The organism is Streptomyces sp. NPDC034111 (assembly GCF_055575375.1).
Genome location: NZ_JBVIST010000021.1, coordinates 75000 through 94759, shown reverse-complemented (window position 1 = coordinate 94759; position 19760 = coordinate 75000). Strand labels below are relative to the sequence as shown.

Genomic DNA, 19760 nt, shown 5'->3' with positions numbered 1-19760 from the left:
CAACGGGCAGGGACATTTGCGATGTACGCGGTGATTACCGGCAAGTGCGGAAATTGCTCGTTGCCCGCATGCCAGTGCGACCGCGAGAATTGGAGGTGATTCCCCGTACCGGCCATCGTGGTCAGGCAGGGCCATGTCCTGGTGCACTGGCGCACCCTGTCACGGCCGACGCGCTGACGCGTAGACGAAGGGAGGAATGTGACCTTCGGCTTCGCCCCGCCCCCGCATACGCACCCGCCTACGTCCGCCGATTCCGCCGCCCGACTGGGCCGCATGCTGGAGCCCGCCGAATGGGCTTCCGCCGGTATCCCGTTGCTGCGCAACCCCCGTGAGGTCGTCGCCGGCCTGTACGACCGTCATCGGCCGGGGCCGTCCACGGCCATCGTGGCGGTCCTCGATCCGCTGGAGCGGCTGACGGCCAGCGCGTCGTTCACCGAGCCCGCGGCGGCTCCCGACGGCTGGGAGTACCGCAATGCGCTGCTGACGCATCTGCGCCGGGTCATCCCGCACGATCTGCGACTGCGCGCCCCGGTCCGCACGGCTGTGCTGCTCTACTGCCGTGAGGGCGAGCCCCGTTGGACGGAGGCCGACGGCGCGTGGATGTGGGGCCTGCGTGATGCCTGCACGCTGCACGGGCTGCGCTGCGGGGCGTACATCACGCTGACCCCGGACCGCTGGCAGGTGCTCGGAGAAGGCCGCGGGGGCCGCCGTCCCGGCTCGGTTCCTACGGACCGTCAGGGCCCGGAACGACGCCGTACGGGGACGGCTCGTCCGGGCGCCCCCGGCACGACCGCGGTGCGCCGGAACTCCCCCCGTATGGCCGCCGCCGTCACACCGGCCCGGCCGGTGCCTCGCAGCACCGGCGGCGGCGCCCCGGAAGCCCACCGGCACACGGCAGCACGCTGACCGGACCGAGCCGAGGGCCCGCCGCCGGGAGGGCAGGCGAGCCCGGCGGCCTGGGGCCGACGGGCTGCCGCGCGCCGCAGGTCAGGCGTTCGCGCCGAGAACGGTGTTGATCCGCTGCGGGTCGCCGCAGACGATCAGCAGCGCTCCGGCGCGGGCCATCGCCGAGGGCAGCGCCTGCGCGGTGACCTCGTCCGTGCCGCCGTTGACGGCGACGACCACGACGGGCCGGCCGGTGGCGCGCTCGGCAGCGGCGTCCGCGTAGAACACATCGTCCGCGGCGTCGTGTTGGGCCCAGTACGACGCCTCGCCGAAGGACAGCTCATGCGCGGCCCACGGGTGGGGATCACCAGTGGTCAGCACCAGGATGTCGCCCGGGGCGCGCCCGGAGTCCAGCAGCAGATCGACGGCTTCGTCGGCGGCGTCGATGGCGCCGGCGACGGGTGCCGGGATCAGCTGGAGCTGCGCTCCCGCGGTGCCGGTCTTGCCGGCCGGGGGCTGCGACGAGCCGGTGCGCTGCGCCGGCGGAGCGGCGACCGGCCCACGCGGCGGGGCAGCAGGTCCGGGCTTGCCCGGACGGGCGCTGGCCGCGGGAGCACCGCGCGGAGGCGCGGGGCGGGGACCGGGGCCAGGAACAGGACGGGGGGTCGACGCGATACGGCCGGCGGCCGGAGTTGCGCGGGGACCCGGGACACTCTCGTGAATCTGAGGCTCCTCGGGGATGAGAGGCATAAGACGATGTCTATCAAACATAGGTGCGGGACATGTCATCGGGTACCGAATTGATGCCCGCACCGCTCAGAAGTCGAAGCCGAGTTGGCCACCGGCTTCCAGAGCGGCTGCTTCCGGGGTGATGCGTACCTTCTTCAGATGCCGCCACCGGGGCAGGGCGTCCATGTAGGACCACGACAGCCGGTGGTGCGGCGTGGGACCGTACTCCTCCAGGGCGATGCGATGGGTCGGCGAGGGGTAGCCGGCGTTGGCCGCGAAGTCGAACTTGGCGTATTCCAGGCCCATTTCGGCCATCATCGCGTCGCGTCGCACCTTGGCGATCACGGACGCGGCGGCGACCGCGATGCAGGACTGGTCGCCCTTGATGACCGTGCGGACCCGCCATGGCGTGCCCAGGTAGTCGTGCTTGCCGTCGAGAATGACCGCGTCCGGCCGGACCGGCAGCGCGTCCAGCGCGCGTACGGCCGCGAGCCGCAGCGCCGCGGTCATGCCCAGCTCGTCGATCTCCTCCGGAGAGGAATGCCCGAGGGCGTACGACGTGACCCAGGTGCCGAGCACTTCGCACAGTTCGGTGCGGCGCTTCTGAGTCAGCAGCTTGGAATCGGTGAGTCCGTCGGGCGGCCTGCGCAGACCGGTGATGGCGGCACAGACGCTGACCGGGCCGGCCCAGGCTCCGCGTCCGACCTCGTCGATCCCTGCAACGATCTTGGCGCCCGTAGTGGCGCGCAACGATCGCTCGACGGAATGGGTGGGGGGCTCGTACGGCATGGCGCAGCCAGATTACGCCTATTCGGTTCAGCCGTCCGCATCGGATCCGAACCTGGGGACATTCCCTGCGCGAGACGGTCCGGGCGAGGCCGGGCGGCGAGGCTACCGGCCGGTACGCGGAGGGGAGGGCAGGCAGCCGACGACACACGCCCGCCACTGTCTGCGCCGGTCCCGTGAGCGCCATGCAGGGGCGAAGTGGCAGTGCCGCTCCGCCCGTTGGCGGCATGGGCGCGTGCGGGAGCGGAGGCGGAAAAGTCAGCTCGTGACGGGGCGGACGAGCGCGGCGGCGCGGTGGTGCGGCGCGTCAGTCGGCACGGGTGGGGGCCCAGGACGGCAGCGGCTCGGTGCCCGCCAGCCAGGCCTCGGGCGGGGCGCCGGCAGTGCCGGCGGCGACGATGCCGCCGACGATCGCGCAGGTGGTGTCGACATCACCGCCGGCCTGCACGGTGGTCCAGAACGCCCGCTCGTAGTTGCCCAGGTGCCGGGCCGCGGCCCAGAGGGTGAAGGGCACGGTGTCATGGGCGCTGGTGCGCCGTCCGCAGCCCAGGACGGCGGCGACGGTGCCGGAGTCGGCGTAGTCGAGCATGTCGCGGGCCCGGCGCAGACCGGCTTGTACGGCGCTGCGCGGGATCAGCTCCAGGACGCCGTCGAGCAGCTGCTCGGGGCCGGTCTCGCGGGTCGGGTCGGCCACCAGGGCGGCCGCGGCGGCCACGGCCATGGCGCCGACGACGGCCTCGCGGTGCTGGTGGGTGGTGTAGGCGGAGATCTCCGCCTGATGGGTGGCCTGCTCGGGGTCGTCGGCATACCAGGCGCCGAGGGGGGCGATGCGCATGGCGGCGCCGTTGCCCCAGGAACCTTGGCCGTTGAAGAGCGCGGACGCCAGCTCCCGCCAGTCGCCGCCCTCGCGGATCAGCCGGAGCATGCGGTTGACGGCGGGACCGTAGCCGCGGTCGAAGTCGTGGTGCTCGGCGAAGGAGCGGGCCAGCGCGTCCTGGTCGATCCGGTCGTGGGTGGTGAGCACGGCCAGGACGGAGCAGGCCATCTCGGTGTCATCGGTCCACTGCCAGGGGGTGGGCGGCAGCTCGCGGCGCTTGAGAGCGCGGTAATTGGCGGGGACGAAGAACTGGGATCCGAGGGCATCGCCCACGGACAGTCCGCGCAGGCTCGCCAGAGCCCGCGCACAGCGGTCTGCGTCACGATGGTCGAGGGTCATCGCTGTGCACTCTAACCGGTGACGCCATAAGGCTCGGGTACACACCAGCGCTCGAAGGGCCGGTCGAGGGTGTAGCGCCCGTCCGGGCCCAGCAGCAGGGCGCGCCACTCGGCGTTGCCGGGGTTGGACAGCGACTCGAATTCGGCCCCGTCCAGTGGAACCAGCGCATACAGAACAGCCGCATGGTGAGGCCGTGCGTGACGATCAGGACATTCGGCGGGTGCTGTGGGTCCTCGAAGCTGCGCCACAGGCTCTCCAGGAACGCCCCGACCCGGTCGTAGACGTCCGCGCCGGACTCGCCCTGGGCGAAGCGGTAGAAGAAGTGGCCGTAGGCGTCGCGGTAGGCCTTCTGCCGCCGTACGTCGTCGCGGTCCTGCCAGTTGCCCCAGTCCTGCTCACGCAGCCGGGGCTCCTCGCGGACCCGGACCTTGCGGGGGTCCAGGCCGAGCTCCTGGAAGGTCTGGTGGGTGCGGCGGTAGGGCGAGACATAGGCGGAGATCCGCTCGTCCCCGAACATCTCCCGCAGCGCGCCTCCCGCCTCCTCCGCCTGGCGCCGCCCGGCCTTCGTGAGGGCAAGCGCATGATCGGGTTCCCGCTCGTACACGGTGTCGTCGATGTTCCCCTCCGATTCGCCATGGCGGATGAGAACGATGCGTCGGGGCCGAGCCATGCCGCCAGCCTAGGGCCTGTCCGGCGGATCGGCCGCGGAGCGTGGGGGCCTGGCCCTTGCCCCCTGGGTGCTCCGCCCCCTGACGAGTCGCGCAGGGGCGCCCCGGAGGAGGACAAGGCTTCCTGGCGGCGGTCCGGGCGGACGTGAGGGTCCGGCCTGCGGCCTTGTTCAGTGGGCGACGAGAGCCGGGCGGCCGTCGCGTATCTCGTAGGGGCGGCCGCCGAAGCGACGGCGCAGCAGGCGGTCGTGGGAGACCATGACGAGCGCACCGGGCCACGCTGCCAGCGCCGTTTCCAGTTCTTCGACGAGCCCGAGCGCCAGGTGGTTGGTCGGTTCGTCGAGCAGCAGCAGATCGGCGGGGCGGGCCAGCAGCCGGGCCAGGGCGAGCCGGCGCCGCTGACCGGCCGAGAGCGATCCGACGGGCACGTGGAGGTCGCGCTCGCGGAACAGCCCGAATGACAGCAGAAGGGCGGCCAGCTCTTCCTCGTCGCCGGTAAGGCCCGGGCGGAACGCGGCCAGCAGCTGCTCAGCGGGACGGGAGACCGGTATGTCCTGAGGGAGGAAGCCGATCCTGCCCCGGCGCAGTACCGTGCCGCGCTCCGGTGCGGTGACGCCGGCCAGGACCCGCAGCAGTGTGCTCTTGCCCGCCCCGTTGGCGCCGTGGATCAGCAGACGTTCACCGGCGGCGACGGTGAGGGAGTCCACCGCGAGCCGGTCTCCCACACGCACTCCGTCGAGCCGGACGAGAGTGCCCTCGGCCTCGCCGGTCTCCGGCGCCGCCCGGAAGCGCAACGGCTCGGGCGGCCGGGGGACCGGGCTCTCCCGGAGTCTGCGCAACCGCTCCTGGGCGTTGCGCACCCTGCCGGCCACGGATGCCTGGACGCGGCCCTTGTCCCGGTCGTACGCCATTTTGTTGCGGTCCTTCATGGCCCGGCCCTGCGCCACGCTGCGCGCCGTGCCCACCGCGAAGTCGGTGAGCTGCGCGATCTGTTCGCACCATCGTGCGTGGTCCTGCTCCCAGCGGCGGCGGGCGGCGGCCTTGGTGGCGACGAAGGTGGCGTACCCCTCGCCGTAGCGGACGATGCTCCGGCGGTCGGCGTCGACCTCGACGATCGCGGTGGCGATCCGCTGGAGGAAGAGCCGGTCGTGCGAGACGGTGAGGACCGTTCCGCGGTGGGCGAGCAGGGCGTCCTCGAGCCAGTCGAGGGCCGCCGCATCGAGGTGGTTGGTGGGCTCGTCCAGGAGCATGACCTCGGGTGCCGCGGAGATCAGACAGGCGAGCCCCAGCCGAGCCTGTTCGCCGCCGGAGAGGCTGCCGAGCCGCCGGTCACGCCCCAGCCGTTCGAGGCCGAGGGCGTACAGCGCCTTCTCCACACGGGCGTCGGCCTCATAGCCGCCGCGCAGCTCGAAGAGCGTGAGCAGATCGCCGTACTCCGCGAGCCGGCCGGGCGTCGCCTGCGCCAGCTCGCTCTCCAGCGTCCGCAGCCGGCGCTCCATCTCCCTGAGGTCCGCCAGGGCAGCGTCGATCGCGTCCTGGACCGTGTGCTCCGGCGGGAGATCGGGGGTCTGGCCGAGGTAGCCGATGCCGCCGTCGGCGCACAGCACCACATGACCGTCGTCGGGCCGCTCGACGCCCGCCATGATGCGCAGCAGTGTCGACTTACCGGCGCCGTTCTCCCCCACGATGCCGACGCGTTCGCCGGGGCGTATCGACAGTGAGACGCCGTCCAGCAGCAAGCGGTCGGCGTAGGACTTGCTGATGTCGTGCAATGAGATCTGAGTGGGCAAACAAACCTCCCCCGAGATAAATGCAACCCCTGTTGCATTACGATGAGGATGACACACCTCAACTGCTAACGCAACAGGAGTTGCAATTGTCTGGTGAGAAGGCGAGCGCGAAGGCCAACGGCGGCGCGCGTGAGGCCGATTCCGCCACGCCCGGCACCCGGCGGCCGGGCGGCCGCACCGCCCGCACCCGCGCCGCCGTCCGCGACGCCGTGCTGGCCGGCCTGAGCGAGCACGGCTACCCCGGCCTGACCGTCGAATATGTCGCCGAGCACTCCGGCGTGCACAAGACGACGCTCTACCGCCGCTGGAAGGACGTCGAAGGCCTGGTGGCGGACGCGCTGGACCTGGCGGGCGAGGACAGCTGGCTGCCGCCCGACACCGGCTCGCTGGAGGGCGATCTGCGCGCCCTCGCCCACGAGGTCGTCACCTCCTTCGCCGACGCCGCGGTGGCCGCCCCGGGCTCCGCGATGATCGCCGCCGCCTTCCAGTCGGAGCGCGCGGCCACAGCCCTGCGGGCGTACTACGCCGAGCGGTTCGCGCGCTGCGAGGCCCTCGTCGAACGCGCCGTCCAGCGAGGGGAGCTGCCCGCAGGCCCGGACGCGTCCCCCGGCGCCCCGGTGGGCAGTGGCAGCTCCGCCCCGGCCGGAGGAGCCGTGGACGCGGGCGCGCTGGTCCGCGCGGTCTCCGCCCCGCTCTTCTTCCGTCTGTTCATCACCCGGGAGCCGATCGACGAGGCGCGGGCCGACCAGGCCGTGGCGGCAGCGCTGGCCGCCGCCCGCGCGGGGGTGTTCACCGCCGGCGGCACGAGCGGCACGGAAACCGCCGCGGTCTCCTGACAGCGGAAGTCCGCTCCCGCGCCGTCACACCGTCCAGGACGGTTCGAGCTGCACCACGTCTCCGGCGATCGCCTGGATATCCGCGGCTATCTGGGCCCGCAGCGCCAGCCGCTCCACCCGTTCGGGCCGGTACTTGCCCCGCTCGGCCGCCGACTGCCACATCGAAAGGACCAGGAACTCCTCCCCCGGAGCCCGCCCCAGCATCCCCCGCAGCATTCCCGGTGAACCCGCCATCGCCGGGTTCCAGACCTTCTCCTGCATCAGCATGAAGTGATCCACCCGGTCCTGGCGCACCTGGCAATGCGCCAGCCGCAGCACATCGACATCCCCGAACACCGGGCGGAAGCCGACCTTCACGTCAAACTCGTGCTCGAACAGCCGCACTTGGGCGTCCTTGTACGTGCCGACCTGGGAGGCCGCCAGCCGGTCGTGCGAGCGCGCCATGAAGGAGTCGTAGAAGGCCCGGCTCTCCCAGAAGGCAACCAGGTGCGCGACGCCCGGGCGCCCCCGGCTCCACCCGCCGCCCTGCCCCCGGAACCCCGGCTCACCCAGCAGCCCCGCCCATTTCCGCTGCCCCCGCTCGAACCCTCGACGGTCCACAACGGTGAGGCGAATCCACTTGACCAGCACCGCGCCATCGTACGGCCCGGGCGCGAATCCGGATCACTGCGCGTCACACTCCGACCACCCCGAACTTCCTTACGGGCATGGGTCGACCGGCGTGAGGACACCGAGTCGCTGCTCCACCGCCTCGGCCGCCTCCAGGCACAAGTCCTCCCGGTAGGAGCGCCCGATCAACTGCACGCCGTACGGGAGCCCGTCCACCACCCCGGTGGGCACGGCCACGGCGGGCAGCCCGGCGAAGCTGGTCGCCGTGCACAACCGCAGGGCGTTCTGCACCCGCTGATAGCTCTCCGCATCGCGCGCCTCCTCCCCCGGCGCGAACGGCGGATCGGTGAACACCGGCCCCAGGACCAGCGGATACGCGTCGAGGAACGCCGCCCAGTCCCGCTGGATGCTCATCCGCACCCCGGTCAGCCGCAGATACTCCGCCAACTCCACGGGGCGGGTCCTGGCCATCCCCCTCTCGATGTAGTGGTGGCCGTCCTCGCCGAGCAGCGGCTTGACCACCGGCCAGGTGGTGGCGAACTCCGTGAGCGTGATCCGGTGGTACGCGTCCAGGGTCTCGTCCAGCCGTGGCACGTCCCCCACTTCGGTGACGTCGTACCCGGCGTCCCGCAGTGCGTCCGCGGCACGCTCCAGGGCCTTGCGCACCACGGGGTGCACCCCGTGCCCGCCGGGGTCGGTCACCAGCGCCACCTTGAGGGGGCGGGGCAGCGGCTCGCCCTTGAGCGGCGCCGGAACCGTCCTCGGGTCCCGCGGATCGGTCCCCGCCAGCACCTCGTACGCGAGCCGGAGATCATCGACCGTACGGGCCAACGGGCCGTCGACCACCAGGATCTGGGCCGCGAAGGAGGGATCGTCCGGACCTATGCGGTGGTCGGCGGCGAACCGCCCGTAGGTGGGCTTCAGTCCCGCGACACCACAGAAGGACGCCGGGAGGCGCAGCGAGCCTCCGGAGTCGTTACCGAGTCCCAGTGCGGCCATCCCACTGGCCACCGCCGCGCCGTCACCACCACTGGAGCCGCCCGGTGTGACCGCATCGCTCCAGGGGTTGACGGTGTCCCCGAACAGCTCACTGCGGGAATGGATACCGGCCAGGATGAGCGTCGGCATATTGCTGTGCCCGATAGGGATGCCGCCGGCCGCCCGCAGCCGCGACACTGGGGGCGCATCGGAGCGCGCGACGAAGTCACGAAAGCGCTTCGCGCCGTAGGTCGTTGGTACACCCTCGATAGCGGTGGTCTCCTTGACGGTGAACGGCACACCGGCCAACGGCCCCAGTTCGGCACCCGCCGCACGCCCGCGGTCGACCTCCGCCGCATCGGCCCGCGCACGCTCGGCGAGCAGCTGGGTAACGGCGTTGACGGCGGGGTTGATCTCGGCGATCCGCTCCAGGTGGGCCTCGACCAGCTCCACGGCCGACACCTCACCGGCGCGCACCGCCCTCGCCTGGGCCCGACCCGTCATCTTCCAGAGCGCGTTGCGCATTGCCTCATCCTTTTCGCGATGTAACCGAAAGCCCCCGCCCTGACGCAGGGGCCGTCCTTCTCCGGGTGCACGGAACGCACTTCTCGTGGCACGAACGTTCCGATGCACCTGCATCGATTGAGCATCGTAACCTTGTACCGATACGCACGCATCGAATAAACCGGAGCGCACCGCATGCCCAAGCACGTGGACCACGAGGGCCGACGACGGCAGATCGCCGAGGCCGTGTGCCAACTCGCCGACGAGCGCGGGCTGGAGGGCGTCACGCTCCGCGATGTCGCGGCCCGCGCGGAGGTGTCCATGGGGGCGGTGCAGCGCTGCTTCGGCACCAAGGAGGAGATGCTGGTCTTCGCGCTCCGCCATATCGGTGCACGGATCGCGGCGCGGGCGTCGGCCCGGCTCACCGCCTCGCCGGCCCAGTCCGCACGTACGGCGCTGGGGCATGCCGCGACCGAGGTCGCGCTGCTCCAGGAGGAGCAGCGCGCCGAGGCCCGGGTCTGGCTGGCCTTTGTCGCACAGGCCGCGGTCAGCCCCTCACTGGCCGAAATCCTGCGCACCAACTACGCCGGCCTGCACACGATGTTCACCCAGCTGATCACCGAGGCCTGCCACACCACCACCCCGGAACGAGCGGCCCGCACCCTCCTCGCACTTGCCGACGGCCTGACCACCCATGTTCTGATCGGCCACCTCTCCCCCACCGAGGCACTGGACGTGCTCGACGGACACCTCAACCGCCTCTGGGAAGAGCGGGCTTCTTGAAGCGGCCCCGCAGGCCAGCCACCCAGGCGCCCCTGACCACCCCTGATTCCCCCTGCCCCCCAAGGGCACTTTTCAGCCACCGGCGAGGCCTCAATCCCCTTCTGACCAGCAGCAGTTCACCCCGCCCCACAGGCGCCCGGCGTGGCACGATGGTCAGCCAACGGGAAGCCCTGGGGAGTTGTCCGCACCCGCGCGTGGAGCGGGCCGCATTCCGGGAGATGAAGGAAGGAAGCCCGGTGAGCACGCTCAACAAAGGGATCGAAAAGGTCGAGGTGACGCTCAAGTGGGACCCCAGCCCCATCGGCACGCCGGACAATGACCTCGACATCATCGCGGCGACCTATACGGCCGATGCGCCGCACGGCGATCCCGCCTATCTGGTGCACTTCGACAGCCGGTCACCCGACGGGACCATCACCCTCAACCGGGACAGCCGCACCGGCCAGGGGTTCGGCTTCGACGAGATCATGACGCTGGAACTGGACCGGCTGTCCGAAACCTATACCCGGGTTCTCGTCGGGGTCGCCATCCAACAGGGCGAGGGCCGCAAGCTTTTCGGCGATGTGGAGAACACGGCCGTACGGATCCGGGAGGGGTACACCGAGCTGACGTCGAACGACTTCGCCGAAGTGGCGGGGTCCACCGCCGCCACGGTCGCCGAATTCAGCCGGGACGAGGCGGGCATCTGGCGGTTCCAGGCGGCACTGCGGGGCTTTGACGCCGACCCGGATGTGTTCGCGCGGGAGATGGGCCGCTAGCCGCCCGTCCCGCGAGACAGGGCCGCGTCGGGAGTTCGGCCTCGGGGCCGTTCGGCACATTCTCGACGGACTCCCGGCGTCGCCCTCCGCTACCCGCCTGCCCTCTTACGGCGGCGATGCGCCGCGACCCGCTCCCGTGAGGCGCAGGCGGGCGAGCAGTACCGGCGGGCGCTCCCCGGACCGGTGCCCAGATAGAGCCTGTTGCATCGGGCGGACGCACACTCCCCCCAGGGGACCCGACCGTATTCGCTGAGAATCTGGGCCAGCGCCAGAGCGCTCGCGGCGAGGAACCACTCCGCCCAGCTCGCGTCGTCACCGCGGTCGATATGCAGATGCCATGGGTGCCCGCCGTGCCGGGAGAGGCGCGGGCGGGCACCGCATTCGGCCAGCAGCGCATTGAGGGCGTGGGCGGCGCGGTCGGTGTCGGACTCGGTGAGGAGGGCGTCCAGGCGGGCAGCGGCCGCCCGCAGCTCCTCGGCGTCGCGCCCCGAGAACGCCCGCTCGGTGAGATTGGCCGGACTCTCCCCGTGCTGCCCGAGCAGCTCGGCCAGCGCGTCCCTGGAGAGGTCCGGGTCCGCGCGTACCGCATTGGTGAGGTCGATCAGCCGCTCGGCGGGCCGGAAGCCCTGCCGCATCTCCGCATCGCCCTTCATGGCTGCCCCGCTCCCGTGCTCCGCCGCCCTGAACCGTACTGCGCCTACCCGTAGTCGGGCTCCGTCCCGCCAGGGTAACGTCTTGACTAAGAATGCCGTTACATCGCCACGCGCTGAGCTCCGGCGGGCGCACAGCGCAGGGCGCCACAGCGGCTCGGCCACGCCACACCTGGAGACGCGCATGCCCCGGAGCCCCGCCGCCTCTGGACCGCGATCAGGATTACGCCTCTACCTGGCCACCGCCTTCTGCGCCCGCCTGGCGGAGGAGGGCATGGCCGTCGCGGTCGCACTGCTGGCCCTCCAGCGCGCCGGGAGCGCAGCCGAGGGCGCCTTTGTGCTCACCGCCTGGATGGCACCGCATGTGTGCGCCGCGCCCCTGGTGGGCGCCCTCGCCACCCGTATGCGGCACCCGCGGCTGTGCTACCTGGGTGCACTGGGCGGTTTCGCTGCCGCCATCGTGGCGCTCTCGTTGCTCGTGGGAAGAGGCCCCGAGCCGGTGGCGCTCACCGTGGCCGTCGCCGGTGGCGCATGCGGACCGGTCGTCTCCGGCGGGCTGTCCAGCCTGATCGCCGTACTGCTGCCGCCGGGCGCGCGGCGGGACCGGGCGTATGCGCTGGATGCGGCGGTCCACAACGCCGCCTCGGTGGCCGGCCCCGCGGTGGTCGGTGCGGCGGCCGCATGGGCGTCGCCGGGTACGGCGATGCTGCTCCTCGGCGGAGCGGCGGCCCTCGCGGCGACGCTGGCGGCCGGACTGCCGTACGGGCGCGGGCCGGAGCCTTCGGGTGGCGGCACGCTGCGCGCCGACCTGGCAGCGGGGCTGGCGGCCGTCTGGCGCACCCGTGAACTGCGGGCGATCACCGCGGCCACCTGTCTGGCCTTCGGCGGTATCGGCGGTCTGACCACCACCGCGGTGCTGCTCGCCGCCCACCGTGGCCACCCGGGAGCGGGCGGCGCCCTGATGACCGCGTTCGCCGTCGGGGCGCTCATGGGCTCACTGGCGGTGGCCCGTTGGCGGCCGTCCCTCTCGGATCAACGGCTGGCCACGCTCTCGCTGTGCGGCACCGGTCTCGCGCTGGCCGGTGCCGCGCTCGTTCCCTCGCCGGCGGTGGGCGCGGCGCTGTTCGTCCTGGCGGGCGGGTGCGACGGTCCGCTGCTGACCGCGACCTTCCGCATCCGGGCCGCGCATGCGCCACCGGGTACCCGGGCGCAGGTCTTCACCATGGGAGCGGGACTGAAGATCACCGCGGCGGCCGGCGGAGCCGCCCTCGTCGGTTCGGCCGCCGCACTGCCGCCGCCCCTGTTGCTGCTCGCCATCGCCGCCCTCCAACTGGGCGCCGCACTCCTCTACATGGTCACCCGCCCACGGACGGCCTCCCGTGAGGAGCACACGGAAGGCGCCCCGCATACGGAGGCCGTAGCGCCCCCGGACATGACGAAGGGGACCGGCTCCGCACCGGTCCCCATCATCCGCTGAGGAACCACCGAGGGCGGTGGCACCGGCTGACCGGTCCCACCGCCCTGGCCGGGTCATTCACTCCCGGCCGGCGTGCTTGGCTCAGCTGCACCCGCTGGTCGAGCCGCAGCCCTCGCACAGGTAGCAGCTGCCGGCGCGCTGCATCTTCGTGCCGCAGGAGAAGCACAGCGGGGCGTCGGCGTTGATGCCCAGCTGCATTTCGACCAGTTCGGCGTTGGTGTGCGCCTCCTTGGGAGCCGGGGCGGCGGTCTCCTCGACGATCTTCACCGCCGGGGCGTCCGTCTGGCGCGGCGCCGACTGGGCCAGGCCCTCGACATCGAGCTCCTCCTCGGAGGGCTCGTACGAGCCGGTCTCCAGGTGGCGCTGACGCTCCTCGACGGAGTGGATGCCGAGCGCCGAGCGGGTCTCGAACGGCAGGAAGTCCAGCGCCAAGCGGCGGAAGATGTAGTCGACGATCGACTGCGCCATCCGCACGTCCGGGTCGTCGGTCATACCCGCCGGCTCGAAGCGCATGTTGGTGAACTTCGAGACGTAGGTCTCCAGCGGGACGCCGTACTGGAGGCCCACCGAGACCGCGATGGAGAAGGCGTCCATCATGCCCGCGAGGGTCGAACCCTGCTTGGACATCTTCAGGAAGACCTCACCGAGACCGTCGTCCGGGTAGGAGTTGGCGGTCATGTAGCCCTCGGCGCCGCCGACCGTGAAGGAGGTGGTGATCCCGGGACGGCCCTTGGGGAGGCGCTTGCGCACCGGGCGGTACTCGACGACCTTCTTCTCTGCGGCCGGCTCGGCCTCGGTCTTCTTCTCCGCCTCCTTCTTCTTGGCGGACAGCGGCTGCCCGACCTTGCAGTTGTCGCGGTAGATCGCCAGCGCCTTCAGGCCGAGCTTCCAGCCCTGGAAGTAGACGTCCTCGATCTCCTCGACCGTGGCCGACTCCGGGACGTTGACCGTCTTGGAGATCGCACCGGAGAGGAAGGGCTGCGCCGCGGCCATCATCCGGACGTGCCCCATCGGGGAGATGGAGCGCTCGCCCATGGCGCAGTCGAAGACCTCGTAGTGCTGCGGCTTGAGGCCGGGGGCGTCGACGACATTGCCGTGGTCGGCGATGTGGGCGACGATCGCCTCGACCTGCTCGGGCTGGTAGCCGAGCCGCTTGAGCGCCTTGGGGACCGTGTTGTTCACGATCTGCATGGAGCCGCCGCCGACCAGCTTCTTGAACTTGACCAGCGCCAGGTCCGGCTCGACGCCCGTGGTGTCGCAGTCCATCATCAGGCCGATGGTGCCGGTGGGGGCCAGCACGGAGGCCTGGGCGTTGCGGAAGCCGTTCTTCTCGCCGAGGCGCAGCACGTCCTGCCAGGCCTCGGTGGCCGCGGCCCAGACCGGGGTGTCCAGATCGTCCATGCGCTTGGCGACACCGTTGGCGTCGGAGTGCTGCTTCATGACGCGCTTGTGGGCGTCGGCATTACGGGCGTAGCCATCGTACGGGCCGACGACCGCGGCCAGTTCGGCGGAGCGCTTGTAGGAGGTGCCGGTCATCAGGGAGGTGATGGCACCGGCGAGCGCGCGGCCGCCGTCGGAGTCGTAGGCGTGGCCGGTGGCCATCAGCAGGGCGCCGAGGTTGGCGTAGCCGATGCCCAGCTGGCGGTAGGCGCGGGTGGTCTCGCCGATCTTCTGGGTGGGGAAGTCGGCGAAGCAGATGGAGATGTCCATCGCGGTGATGACCAGCTCGACGACCTTGGCGAAGCGCTCGGCGTCGAAGGACTGGTTGCCCAGGTCGTCGTCGCGCAGGAACTTCAGCAGGTTGAGCGAGGCGAGGTTGCACGAGGAGTTGTCCAGGTGCATGTACTCGCTGCACGGGTTCGACGCGGTGATCCGGCCGGTCTCCGGCGAGGTGTGCCAGTGGTTGATGGTGTCGTCGTACTGGATGCCGGGGTCGGCGCACGCCCAGGCGGCCTCCGCCATCTTGCGGAACAGGCCCTTGGCGTCGACCTCCTCGATGACCTCGCCGGTCATCCGGCCGCGCAGCCCGAACTTCGAGCCGGTCTCGACGGCCTTCATGAACTCGTCGTTGACCCGGACCGAGTTGTTGGCGTTCTGGTACTGGACGGACGTGATGTCGTCGCCGCCCAGGTCCATGTCGAAGCCCGCGTCGCGCAGCGCGCGGATCTTCTCCTCCTCCTTCACCTTGGTCTCGATGAAGGCCTCGACGTCCGGGTGGTCGACGTCCAGGACGACCATCTTGGCCGCACGGCGGGTGGCGCCGCCCGACTTGATCGTTCCGGCGGACGCGTCGGCGCCGCGCATGAAGGAGACCGGACCGGAGGCGTTGCCACCGGAGGAGAGCAGCTCCTTGGAGGAGCGGATACGGGAGAGGTTCAGGCCGGCGCCGGAGCCGCCCTTGAAGATCATCCCCTCTTCCTTGTACCAGTCCAGGATCGACTCCATGGAGTCGTCCACGGAGAGGATGAAGCAGGCGCTGACCTGCTGCGGCTGCTGGGTGCCGACGTTGAACCACACCGGCGAGTTGAAGCTGAAGATCTGGTGCAGCAGGGCGTACGCGAGCTCGTGCTCGAAGATCTCGGCGTCCGCCGGGGAGGCGAAGTAACCGTTCTCCTCGCCGCTCTTGCGGTACGTCTTGACCACACGGTCGATGAGCTGCTTGAGGCTCGACTCCCGGGTCGGGGAACCCACCGCGCCGCGGAAGTACTTGCTCGTGACGATGTTGACCGCGTTCACCGACCAGAAGTCGGGGAACTCGACGCCACGCTGCTCGAAGTTGACCGAGCCGTCGCGCCAGTTGGTCATGACGACGTCACGGCGCGCCCACTCCACCTCGTCGTACGGGTGCACGCCGGGTGTGGTGTGAATGCGCTCGATACGCAGACCCTTGCTCGCCTTGCTGCCCTTGGCGCGGGAGCCTCGTGCCGGGCCGCTCGTCGTCTCTGTCATTCCGCCTCCCTGTATACGGGCAAACGCCCATATGTGCGCACGCATTCCGTGGCACGGTGTTTGTCTTTCTGTGACCGGGACGCCCTGCTCTCGCCCCGGTACAGGTCCTGGATGCGCGCCGAGCTCAGTCGGCGGCGGTGGCGGGCACGGGAACGGCCGCGCCGCCGACCTCCCCGTCGGCCCCGCACTCCGGCCCGGGCGGCCGCTGCTCGCGCTGCTCCCGCAGCTCGGCGATGGCCGCCTCGAAGTCCTCGAGCGAATCGAATGCCCGGTAGACGGACGCGAACCGCAGATACGCGACGAGGTCGAGTTCCTGCAGCGGGCCCAGTATGGCGAGCCCCACGTCATGGGTGGACAGTTCGGCGCTCCCCGTGGCGCGCACCGCCTCCTCGACCCGCTGGCCGAGCTTGGCAAGGGCGTCCTCGGTGACCGGCCGGCCCTGGCACGCCTTGCGCACTCCCGCGATGACCTTGTTGCGGCTGAAGGGCTCGGTGACCCCGCTCCGCTTGATCACCATCAGCGACGCCGTCTCGATCGTCGTGAAACGGCGGGAGCAGTCGGGGCACTGGCGGCGCCGGCGGATCGCCGTCCCGTCGTCGGTCGTCCGGCTGTCGACGACCCGACTGTCGGGGTGCCTACAGAAGGGGCAGTGCATGGCTCACCCTCCTCACCCTCGTTATACGGACGTACGTACGCCATCGGTCCCGGCGTACCGCGAATAGCCTCCGGCCGGTCCGTACGGGCCCTTCGGAGCAGGCACCAGCATAGGCGATCCCGGGGCCGCGGAGGACCAGGCACCACAACTTCTGGGTGGCCGAACGCATATAACCACTAGATGTGGTGTCGGCCTGCTTACATCCGCCTACCGCGTGTCGCGGTGGAGGCAGGCCGGGCGGTCGCCCATGAGGGTACGGGAAGCCACCCGGCAGGGGGCGCGGCGGGGCGGGGGTGACAGAATCGGTCGTGGCGCGGCGGCCGGGTCACCAGCCCCCGGCGCGTCGATGACCGGACCCGCGAACCGGCCGGCAAACCCGGGCGCCGGCGGCGTTGAAGGCTCCGGGGCTCGTGCGCCATACACCCAGCAGCTTGATCGGGTCAGCCAATCGCTGAATATTTCACTCGAACGTGTGTTTGGCGCAACCTTTCGAAAGCAACTACCGTTGGCTAACTAGGGAGAACATTTCGAGAGGGGCCGACGTGACCACCACCGCAGACAGCGCGACCATCACCGCACAAAGCCACTCCCAGAGCCGCTTCGAGCATCCGCAACAGGCACACCGGCAGCCGATGGACGACGCCACGTTGGACTCCGAAGAGCAGAAGCCCGCCCGCTCGCTGCCCGGTCGGCCACCAGGGATCCGCGCCGACAGCTCGGGGCTCACCGACCGCCAGCGCAGGGTGATCGAGGTGATCCGGGATTCGGTGCAGCGGCGTGGATACCCGCCGTCCATGCGGGAGATCGGCCAGGCGGTCGGACTGTCCAGCACCTCGTCGGTCGCCCACCAGCTCATGGCGCTCGAACGCAAGGGCTTCCTGCGCCGCGACCCGCACCGCCCCCGGGCGTACGAGGTCCGCGGCTCCGACCAGCCCACGACCGCGGCGACGGAGACCGCAGGCAAGCCCGCCGCGTCCTACGTCCCGCTGGTCGGCCGGATCGCCGCCGGTGGCCCGATCCTCGCGGAGGAGTCGGTCGAGGATGTCTTCCCACTCCCCCGCCAGCTCGTCGGTGACGGCGAACTGTTCGTGCTGAAGGTCGTCGGCGACTCCATGATCGAAGCCGCGATCTGCGACGGCGACTGGGTCACGGTCCGCCGTCAGCCGGTCGCCGAGAACGGCGACATCGTCGCCGCGATGCTCGACGGCGAAGCCACCGTCAAGCGCTTCAAGCGCGAGGACGGCCATGTGTGGCTGCTGCCGCACAACTCCGCGTACCAGCCGATCCCCGGCGACGAGGCGACCATCCTCGGCAAGGTGGTCGCGGTGCTGCGGCGGGTCTGACCCACCCCTCACGACCGGGCTCCGGGACCACTGCGCCGGTCCCGGAGCCCTGCCATGTGTACGGACCCTCCCCGGCCCGTACCCGGGCTACTTCTCCGCCGCCTTCGCCGCCGCGTCGATGGACGCCAGCGAACGGCGGACCTGATTGCGGTCCGTGGTGTACCAGAACTCCGGCATGGACTTGCGCAGGAACGAGCCGTAGCGGGCCCGCTCGACCCTCGGGTCCAGTACGGCGACCACACCGCGGTCTCCGGTGGCACGGACCAGACGCCCTGCGCCCTGGGCCATCAGCAGCGCCGCATGGGTCGCCGCGACGGCCATGAAGCCATTGCCGCCGGCCTCCTCCACGGCCTTCTGGCGGGCGCTCATCAGCGGATCGTCCGGGCGCGGGAACGGCACCCGGTCCATCACCACCAGCTGACAGTTCGGGCCCGGCACATCGACGCCCTGCCAGAGGGAGAGGGTGCCGAACAGACAGGTGGCGGCGTCGTCGGCGAAGGTGCGGATCAGCTCGCCCAGGGTCTCCTCGCCCTGGAGGAGGATCGGCATGTCCAGCCGGCCGCGCAGCGCCTCCGCGGCGGCCTGGGCGGCGCGCATGGAGGAGAAGAGGCCGAGCGTGCGACCGCCGGCCGCCTCGATCAGTTCGGCGAGCTCATCCAGCATGTCGCTGCGGCTGCCCTCGCGGCCGGGCTGGGCAAGGTGCTTGGCGACGTAGAGGATCCCCTGCTTCGAGTAGTCGAACGGGGAGCCGACGTCCAGCCCCTTCCACGGCGGCTGGCCCTCCCGTCGCCCGCCACCGCCCCGGCCGGAGAGCGCTTCGCGCTCGCTGCGTCGATCGCCCTCGGTGCCCTCCGGTGCCAGGCCCAGCGAGGCCGCGACGCCGTTGAAGTCGCCGCCCAGCTTGAGGGTGGCGGAGGTGAGGACGACGGAGCGGTCGTCGAAGAGCTTCTCGCGCAGCAGGCCGGAGACCGAGAGCGGGGCCACCCGGAGAGAGGCGCCGAAGCGGTCATGGCGTTCGTACCAGACCACGTCGTACTCGGAGCCGTTGGCGATGCGCTCGGCCACCGCATGGACGTTCTCCACCGAGGCGAGGGCCTGCTTGCGGACCGCGTCCTCGTCCTGGACCGACTTGTCGCGGGTCGAGCCGAGCGCCGAGATGACAGTGCGGGCGGCGTCCCGCAGCGCCAGCAGGCAGTAGCCGAGGTCTTCGGGGATCTCTTCCAGGCGGCCGGGCAGCGCCAGCTCCATCAGGCGCTCGAAGGTCTCGGCTGCGGTCTGGAGCTGGTCGGCGGCCTTTTCGTTGACGAGCTTGGCGGCGCGCCGCACGGCGCGGTTGACCTGGCCGGGGGTGAGCTCGCCGGTGGCGACGCCGGTGACCCGGGAGACCAGCTCATGGGCCTCGTCGACGATCAGGACCTCGTGCTGCGGGAGCACCGGTGCGCCCTCGATCGCGTCGATTGCCAGCAGCGCATGGTTGGTGATCACCACGTCGGCGAGCTTGGCGCGCTCCCTGGCGGCCTCCGCGAAGCACTCCGCGCCGTACGCGCACTTCGAGGCGCCCAGGCACTCCCGGGAGGAGACCGAGACCTGCCCCCAGGCACGGTCGGAGACCCCGGGGCTCAGGGCGTCGCGGTCGCCGGTCTCGGTCTCGTCCGCCCAGTCGCGCAGCCGCAGCAGGTCCTTGCCGAGCTTGCTGGTCGGCGTCGCCTGCTCGAACACGTCGAAGAGGCCGTCCTCCTCTTCCTGTGGTACGCCCTCATGGAGGCGATGCAGGCACAGGTAGTTGGAGCGGCCCTTGAGCATGGCGAACTCCGGGCGGCGGCGCAGCAGCGGATGCAGCGCGTCGACCGTGCGCGGGAGGTCGCGCTCCACCAGCTGGCGCTGAAGCGCGAGGGTGGCCGTGGCGACGACCACTCTCTCGCCGTGGGCGAGCGCCGGCACCAGATAGCCGAGGGACTTTCCGGTGCCGGTGCCGGCCTGGACGAGCAGGTGGGAATTTTCGTCCACGGCCTCGGCGACGGCCTCGGCCATCGCCACCTGGCCGGGGCGCTCGGTGCCGCCGACGGCGGTGACGGCGGCATGGAGCAGATCGGGGAGGGAGGGCTTCGTCATAGCGTGGCAAGCCTACGCGGGACCACTGACAG

Annotated in this window: 16 protein-coding genes and 1 pseudogene; 6 read left to right on the top strand and 11 right to left on the bottom strand. The window is 71.1% G+C overall.

Annotated elements, in window-relative coordinates; all coding sequences use genetic code 11:
- The first annotated feature begins 198 nt into the window (after nt 1–198).
- On the top strand, nt 199–906 hold the full coding sequence (locus ACZ55A_RS32000) for a hypothetical protein (RefSeq protein WP_468847521.1): 708 nt from the start codon (nt 199–201) through the stop codon (nt 904–906).
- Between the two features lie 81 nt (nt 907–987).
- Here the strand turns inward: ACZ55A_RS32000 and ACZ55A_RS31995 are convergent, their stop codons facing one another.
- The 5 genes and pseudogenes from ACZ55A_RS31995 to ACZ55A_RS31975 form a co-directional block, all read right to left on the bottom strand.
- A complete protein-coding gene (locus ACZ55A_RS31995; RefSeq protein ID WP_468847518.1) occupies nt 988–1635 on the bottom strand; it encodes a hypothetical protein in 648 nt (215 codons plus the stop codon).
- A gap of 66 nt (nt 1636–1701) precedes the next feature.
- Nucleotides 1702–2403 carry a ribonuclease HII gene (locus ACZ55A_RS31990; protein WP_468847515.1) on the bottom strand — a complete coding sequence of 234 codons (702 nt, stop codon included), beginning with the start codon at nt 2401–2403 and terminating at the stop codon, nt 1702–1704.
- A 304-nt stretch (nt 2404–2707) separates the two neighbouring features.
- The gene (locus ACZ55A_RS31985) at nt 2708–3616 is read right to left on the bottom strand and encodes an ADP-ribosylglycohydrolase family protein (protein ID WP_468847512.1); all 909 of its coding nucleotides are present in this window, start codon (nt 3614–3616) and stop codon (nt 2708–2710) included.
- Nucleotides 3617–3627: 11 nt separating this feature from the next.
- A pseudogene (locus tag ACZ55A_RS31980) lies at nt 3628–4286 on the bottom strand (histidine phosphatase family protein).
- A 168-nt stretch (nt 4287–4454) separates the two neighbouring features.
- Complete coding sequence (locus ACZ55A_RS31975) at nt 4455–6074, bottom strand: ABC-F family ATP-binding cassette domain-containing protein (protein ID WP_468847509.1); 1620 nt, start codon at nt 6072–6074, stop codon at nt 4455–4457.
- Between the two features lie 86 nt (nt 6075–6160).
- Between ACZ55A_RS31975 and ACZ55A_RS31970 the strand changes: the two genes are divergently transcribed.
- Nucleotides 6161–6910, top strand: a complete 750-nt coding sequence (locus tag ACZ55A_RS31970; RefSeq protein WP_468847507.1) for a TetR/AcrR family transcriptional regulator — start codon at nt 6161–6163, stop codon at nt 6908–6910.
- Nucleotides 6911–6934: 24 nt separating this feature from the next.
- Here ACZ55A_RS31970 and ACZ55A_RS31965 read toward each other — a convergent pair whose 3' ends face one another.
- Nucleotides 6935–7540, bottom strand: a complete 606-nt coding sequence (locus ACZ55A_RS31965) for a YdbC family protein (protein ID WP_468847504.1) — start codon at nt 7538–7540, stop codon at nt 6935–6937.
- Between the two features lie 69 nt (nt 7541–7609).
- The gene (locus ACZ55A_RS31960; RefSeq protein ID WP_468847501.1) at nt 7610–9022 is read right to left on the bottom strand and encodes an amidase; all 1413 of its coding nucleotides are present in this window, start codon (nt 9020–9022) and stop codon (nt 7610–7612) included.
- A gap of 174 nt (nt 9023–9196) precedes the next feature.
- Here ACZ55A_RS31960 and ACZ55A_RS31955 point away from each other — a divergent pair, with 174 nt between their 5' ends.
- Both ACZ55A_RS31955 and ACZ55A_RS31950 read left to right on the top strand, forming a co-directional pair.
- Entirely contained in the window at nt 9197–9784 is a 588-nt protein-coding gene (locus tag ACZ55A_RS31955) for a TetR/AcrR family transcriptional regulator (protein ID WP_468847498.1), read from the top strand.
- A 236-nt stretch (nt 9785–10020) separates the two neighbouring features.
- The gene (locus ACZ55A_RS31950; RefSeq protein WP_468847495.1) at nt 10021–10542 is read left to right on the top strand and encodes a TerD family protein; all 522 of its coding nucleotides are present in this window, start codon (nt 10021–10023) and stop codon (nt 10540–10542) included.
- 89 nt (nt 10543–10631) lie between these two features.
- On the opposite strand, the gene ACZ55A_RS31945 is transcribed toward ACZ55A_RS31950, so the two are convergent.
- The gene (locus ACZ55A_RS31945) at nt 10632–11195 is read right to left on the bottom strand and encodes a CGNR zinc finger domain-containing protein (protein ID WP_468847492.1); all 564 of its coding nucleotides are present in this window, start codon (nt 11193–11195) and stop codon (nt 10632–10634) included.
- Between the two features lie 181 nt (nt 11196–11376).
- Between ACZ55A_RS31945 and ACZ55A_RS31940 the strand changes: the two genes are divergently transcribed.
- On the top strand, nt 11377–12669 hold the full coding sequence (locus ACZ55A_RS31940; RefSeq protein ID WP_468847489.1) for an MFS transporter: 1293 nt from the start codon (nt 11377–11379) through the stop codon (nt 12667–12669).
- An 81-nt stretch (nt 12670–12750) separates the two neighbouring features.
- On the opposite strand, the gene ACZ55A_RS31935 is transcribed toward ACZ55A_RS31940, so the two are convergent.
- Both ACZ55A_RS31935 and nrdR read right to left on the bottom strand, forming a co-directional pair.
- The gene (locus tag ACZ55A_RS31935) at nt 12751–15618 is read right to left on the bottom strand and encodes a vitamin B12-dependent ribonucleotide reductase (protein ID WP_468847487.1); all 2868 of its coding nucleotides are present in this window, start codon (nt 15616–15618) and stop codon (nt 12751–12753) included.
- A gap of 124 nt (nt 15619–15742) precedes the next feature.
- Nucleotides 15743–16273 carry a transcriptional regulator NrdR gene (nrdR, locus tag ACZ55A_RS31930; protein ID WP_468847485.1) on the bottom strand — a complete coding sequence of 177 codons (531 nt, stop codon included), beginning with the start codon at nt 16271–16273 and terminating at the stop codon, nt 15743–15745.
- Between the two features lie 542 nt (nt 16274–16815).
- On the opposite strand from nrdR, the gene lexA reads away from it, so the two are divergent.
- Nucleotides 16816–17616 carry a transcriptional repressor LexA gene (gene lexA, locus ACZ55A_RS31925; protein ID WP_468847482.1) on the top strand — a complete coding sequence of 267 codons (801 nt, stop codon included), beginning with the start codon at nt 16816–16818 and terminating at the stop codon, nt 17614–17616.
- A gap of 87 nt (nt 17617–17703) precedes the next feature.
- Here lexA and ACZ55A_RS31920 read toward each other — a convergent pair whose 3' ends face one another.
- Nucleotides 17704–19728 (bottom strand): ATP-dependent DNA helicase, encoded by a 2025-nt coding sequence (locus ACZ55A_RS31920; RefSeq protein ID WP_468847480.1) that lies wholly within the window; start codon nt 19726–19728, stop codon nt 17704–17706.
- Nucleotides 19729–19760: the final 32 nt, after the last annotated feature.

Coding starts and splice junctions, on each gene's coding strand:
- ACZ55A_RS31995 (WP_468847518.1), bottom strand. CDS start 1,635: ATGCCTCTCATCCCCGAGGAGCCTCAGATTCACGAGAGTGTCCCGGGT.
- ACZ55A_RS31990 (WP_468847515.1), bottom strand. CDS start 2,403: ATGCCGTACGAGCCCCCCACCCATTCCGTCGAGCGATCGTTGCGCGCC.
- ACZ55A_RS31985 (WP_468847512.1), bottom strand. CDS start 3,616: ATGACCCTCGACCATCGTGACGCAGACCGCTGTGCGCGGGCTCTGGCG.
- ACZ55A_RS31960 (WP_468847501.1), bottom strand. CDS start 9,022: ATGCGCAACGCGCTCTGGAAGATGACGGGTCGGGCCCAGGCGAGGGCG.
- ACZ55A_RS31955 (WP_468847498.1), top strand. CDS start 9,197: ATGCCCAAGCACGTGGACCACGAGGGCCGACGACGGCAGATCGCCGAG.
- ACZ55A_RS31945 (WP_468847492.1), bottom strand. CDS start 11,195: ATGAAGGGCGATGCGGAGATGCGGCAGGGCTTCCGGCCCGCCGAGCGG.
- ACZ55A_RS31940 (WP_468847489.1), top strand. CDS start 11,377: ATGCCCCGGAGCCCCGCCGCCTCTGGACCGCGATCAGGATTACGCCTC.
- ACZ55A_RS31935 (WP_468847487.1), bottom strand. CDS start 15,618: ATGACAGAGACGACGAGCGGCCCGGCACGAGGCTCCCGCGCCAAGGGC.
- nrdR (WP_468847485.1), bottom strand. CDS start 16,273: ATGCACTGCCCCTTCTGTAGGCACCCCGACAGTCGGGTCGTCGACAGC.
- ACZ55A_RS31920 (WP_468847480.1), bottom strand. CDS start 19,728: ATGACGAAGCCCTCCCTCCCCGATCTGCTCCATGCCGCCGTCACCGCC.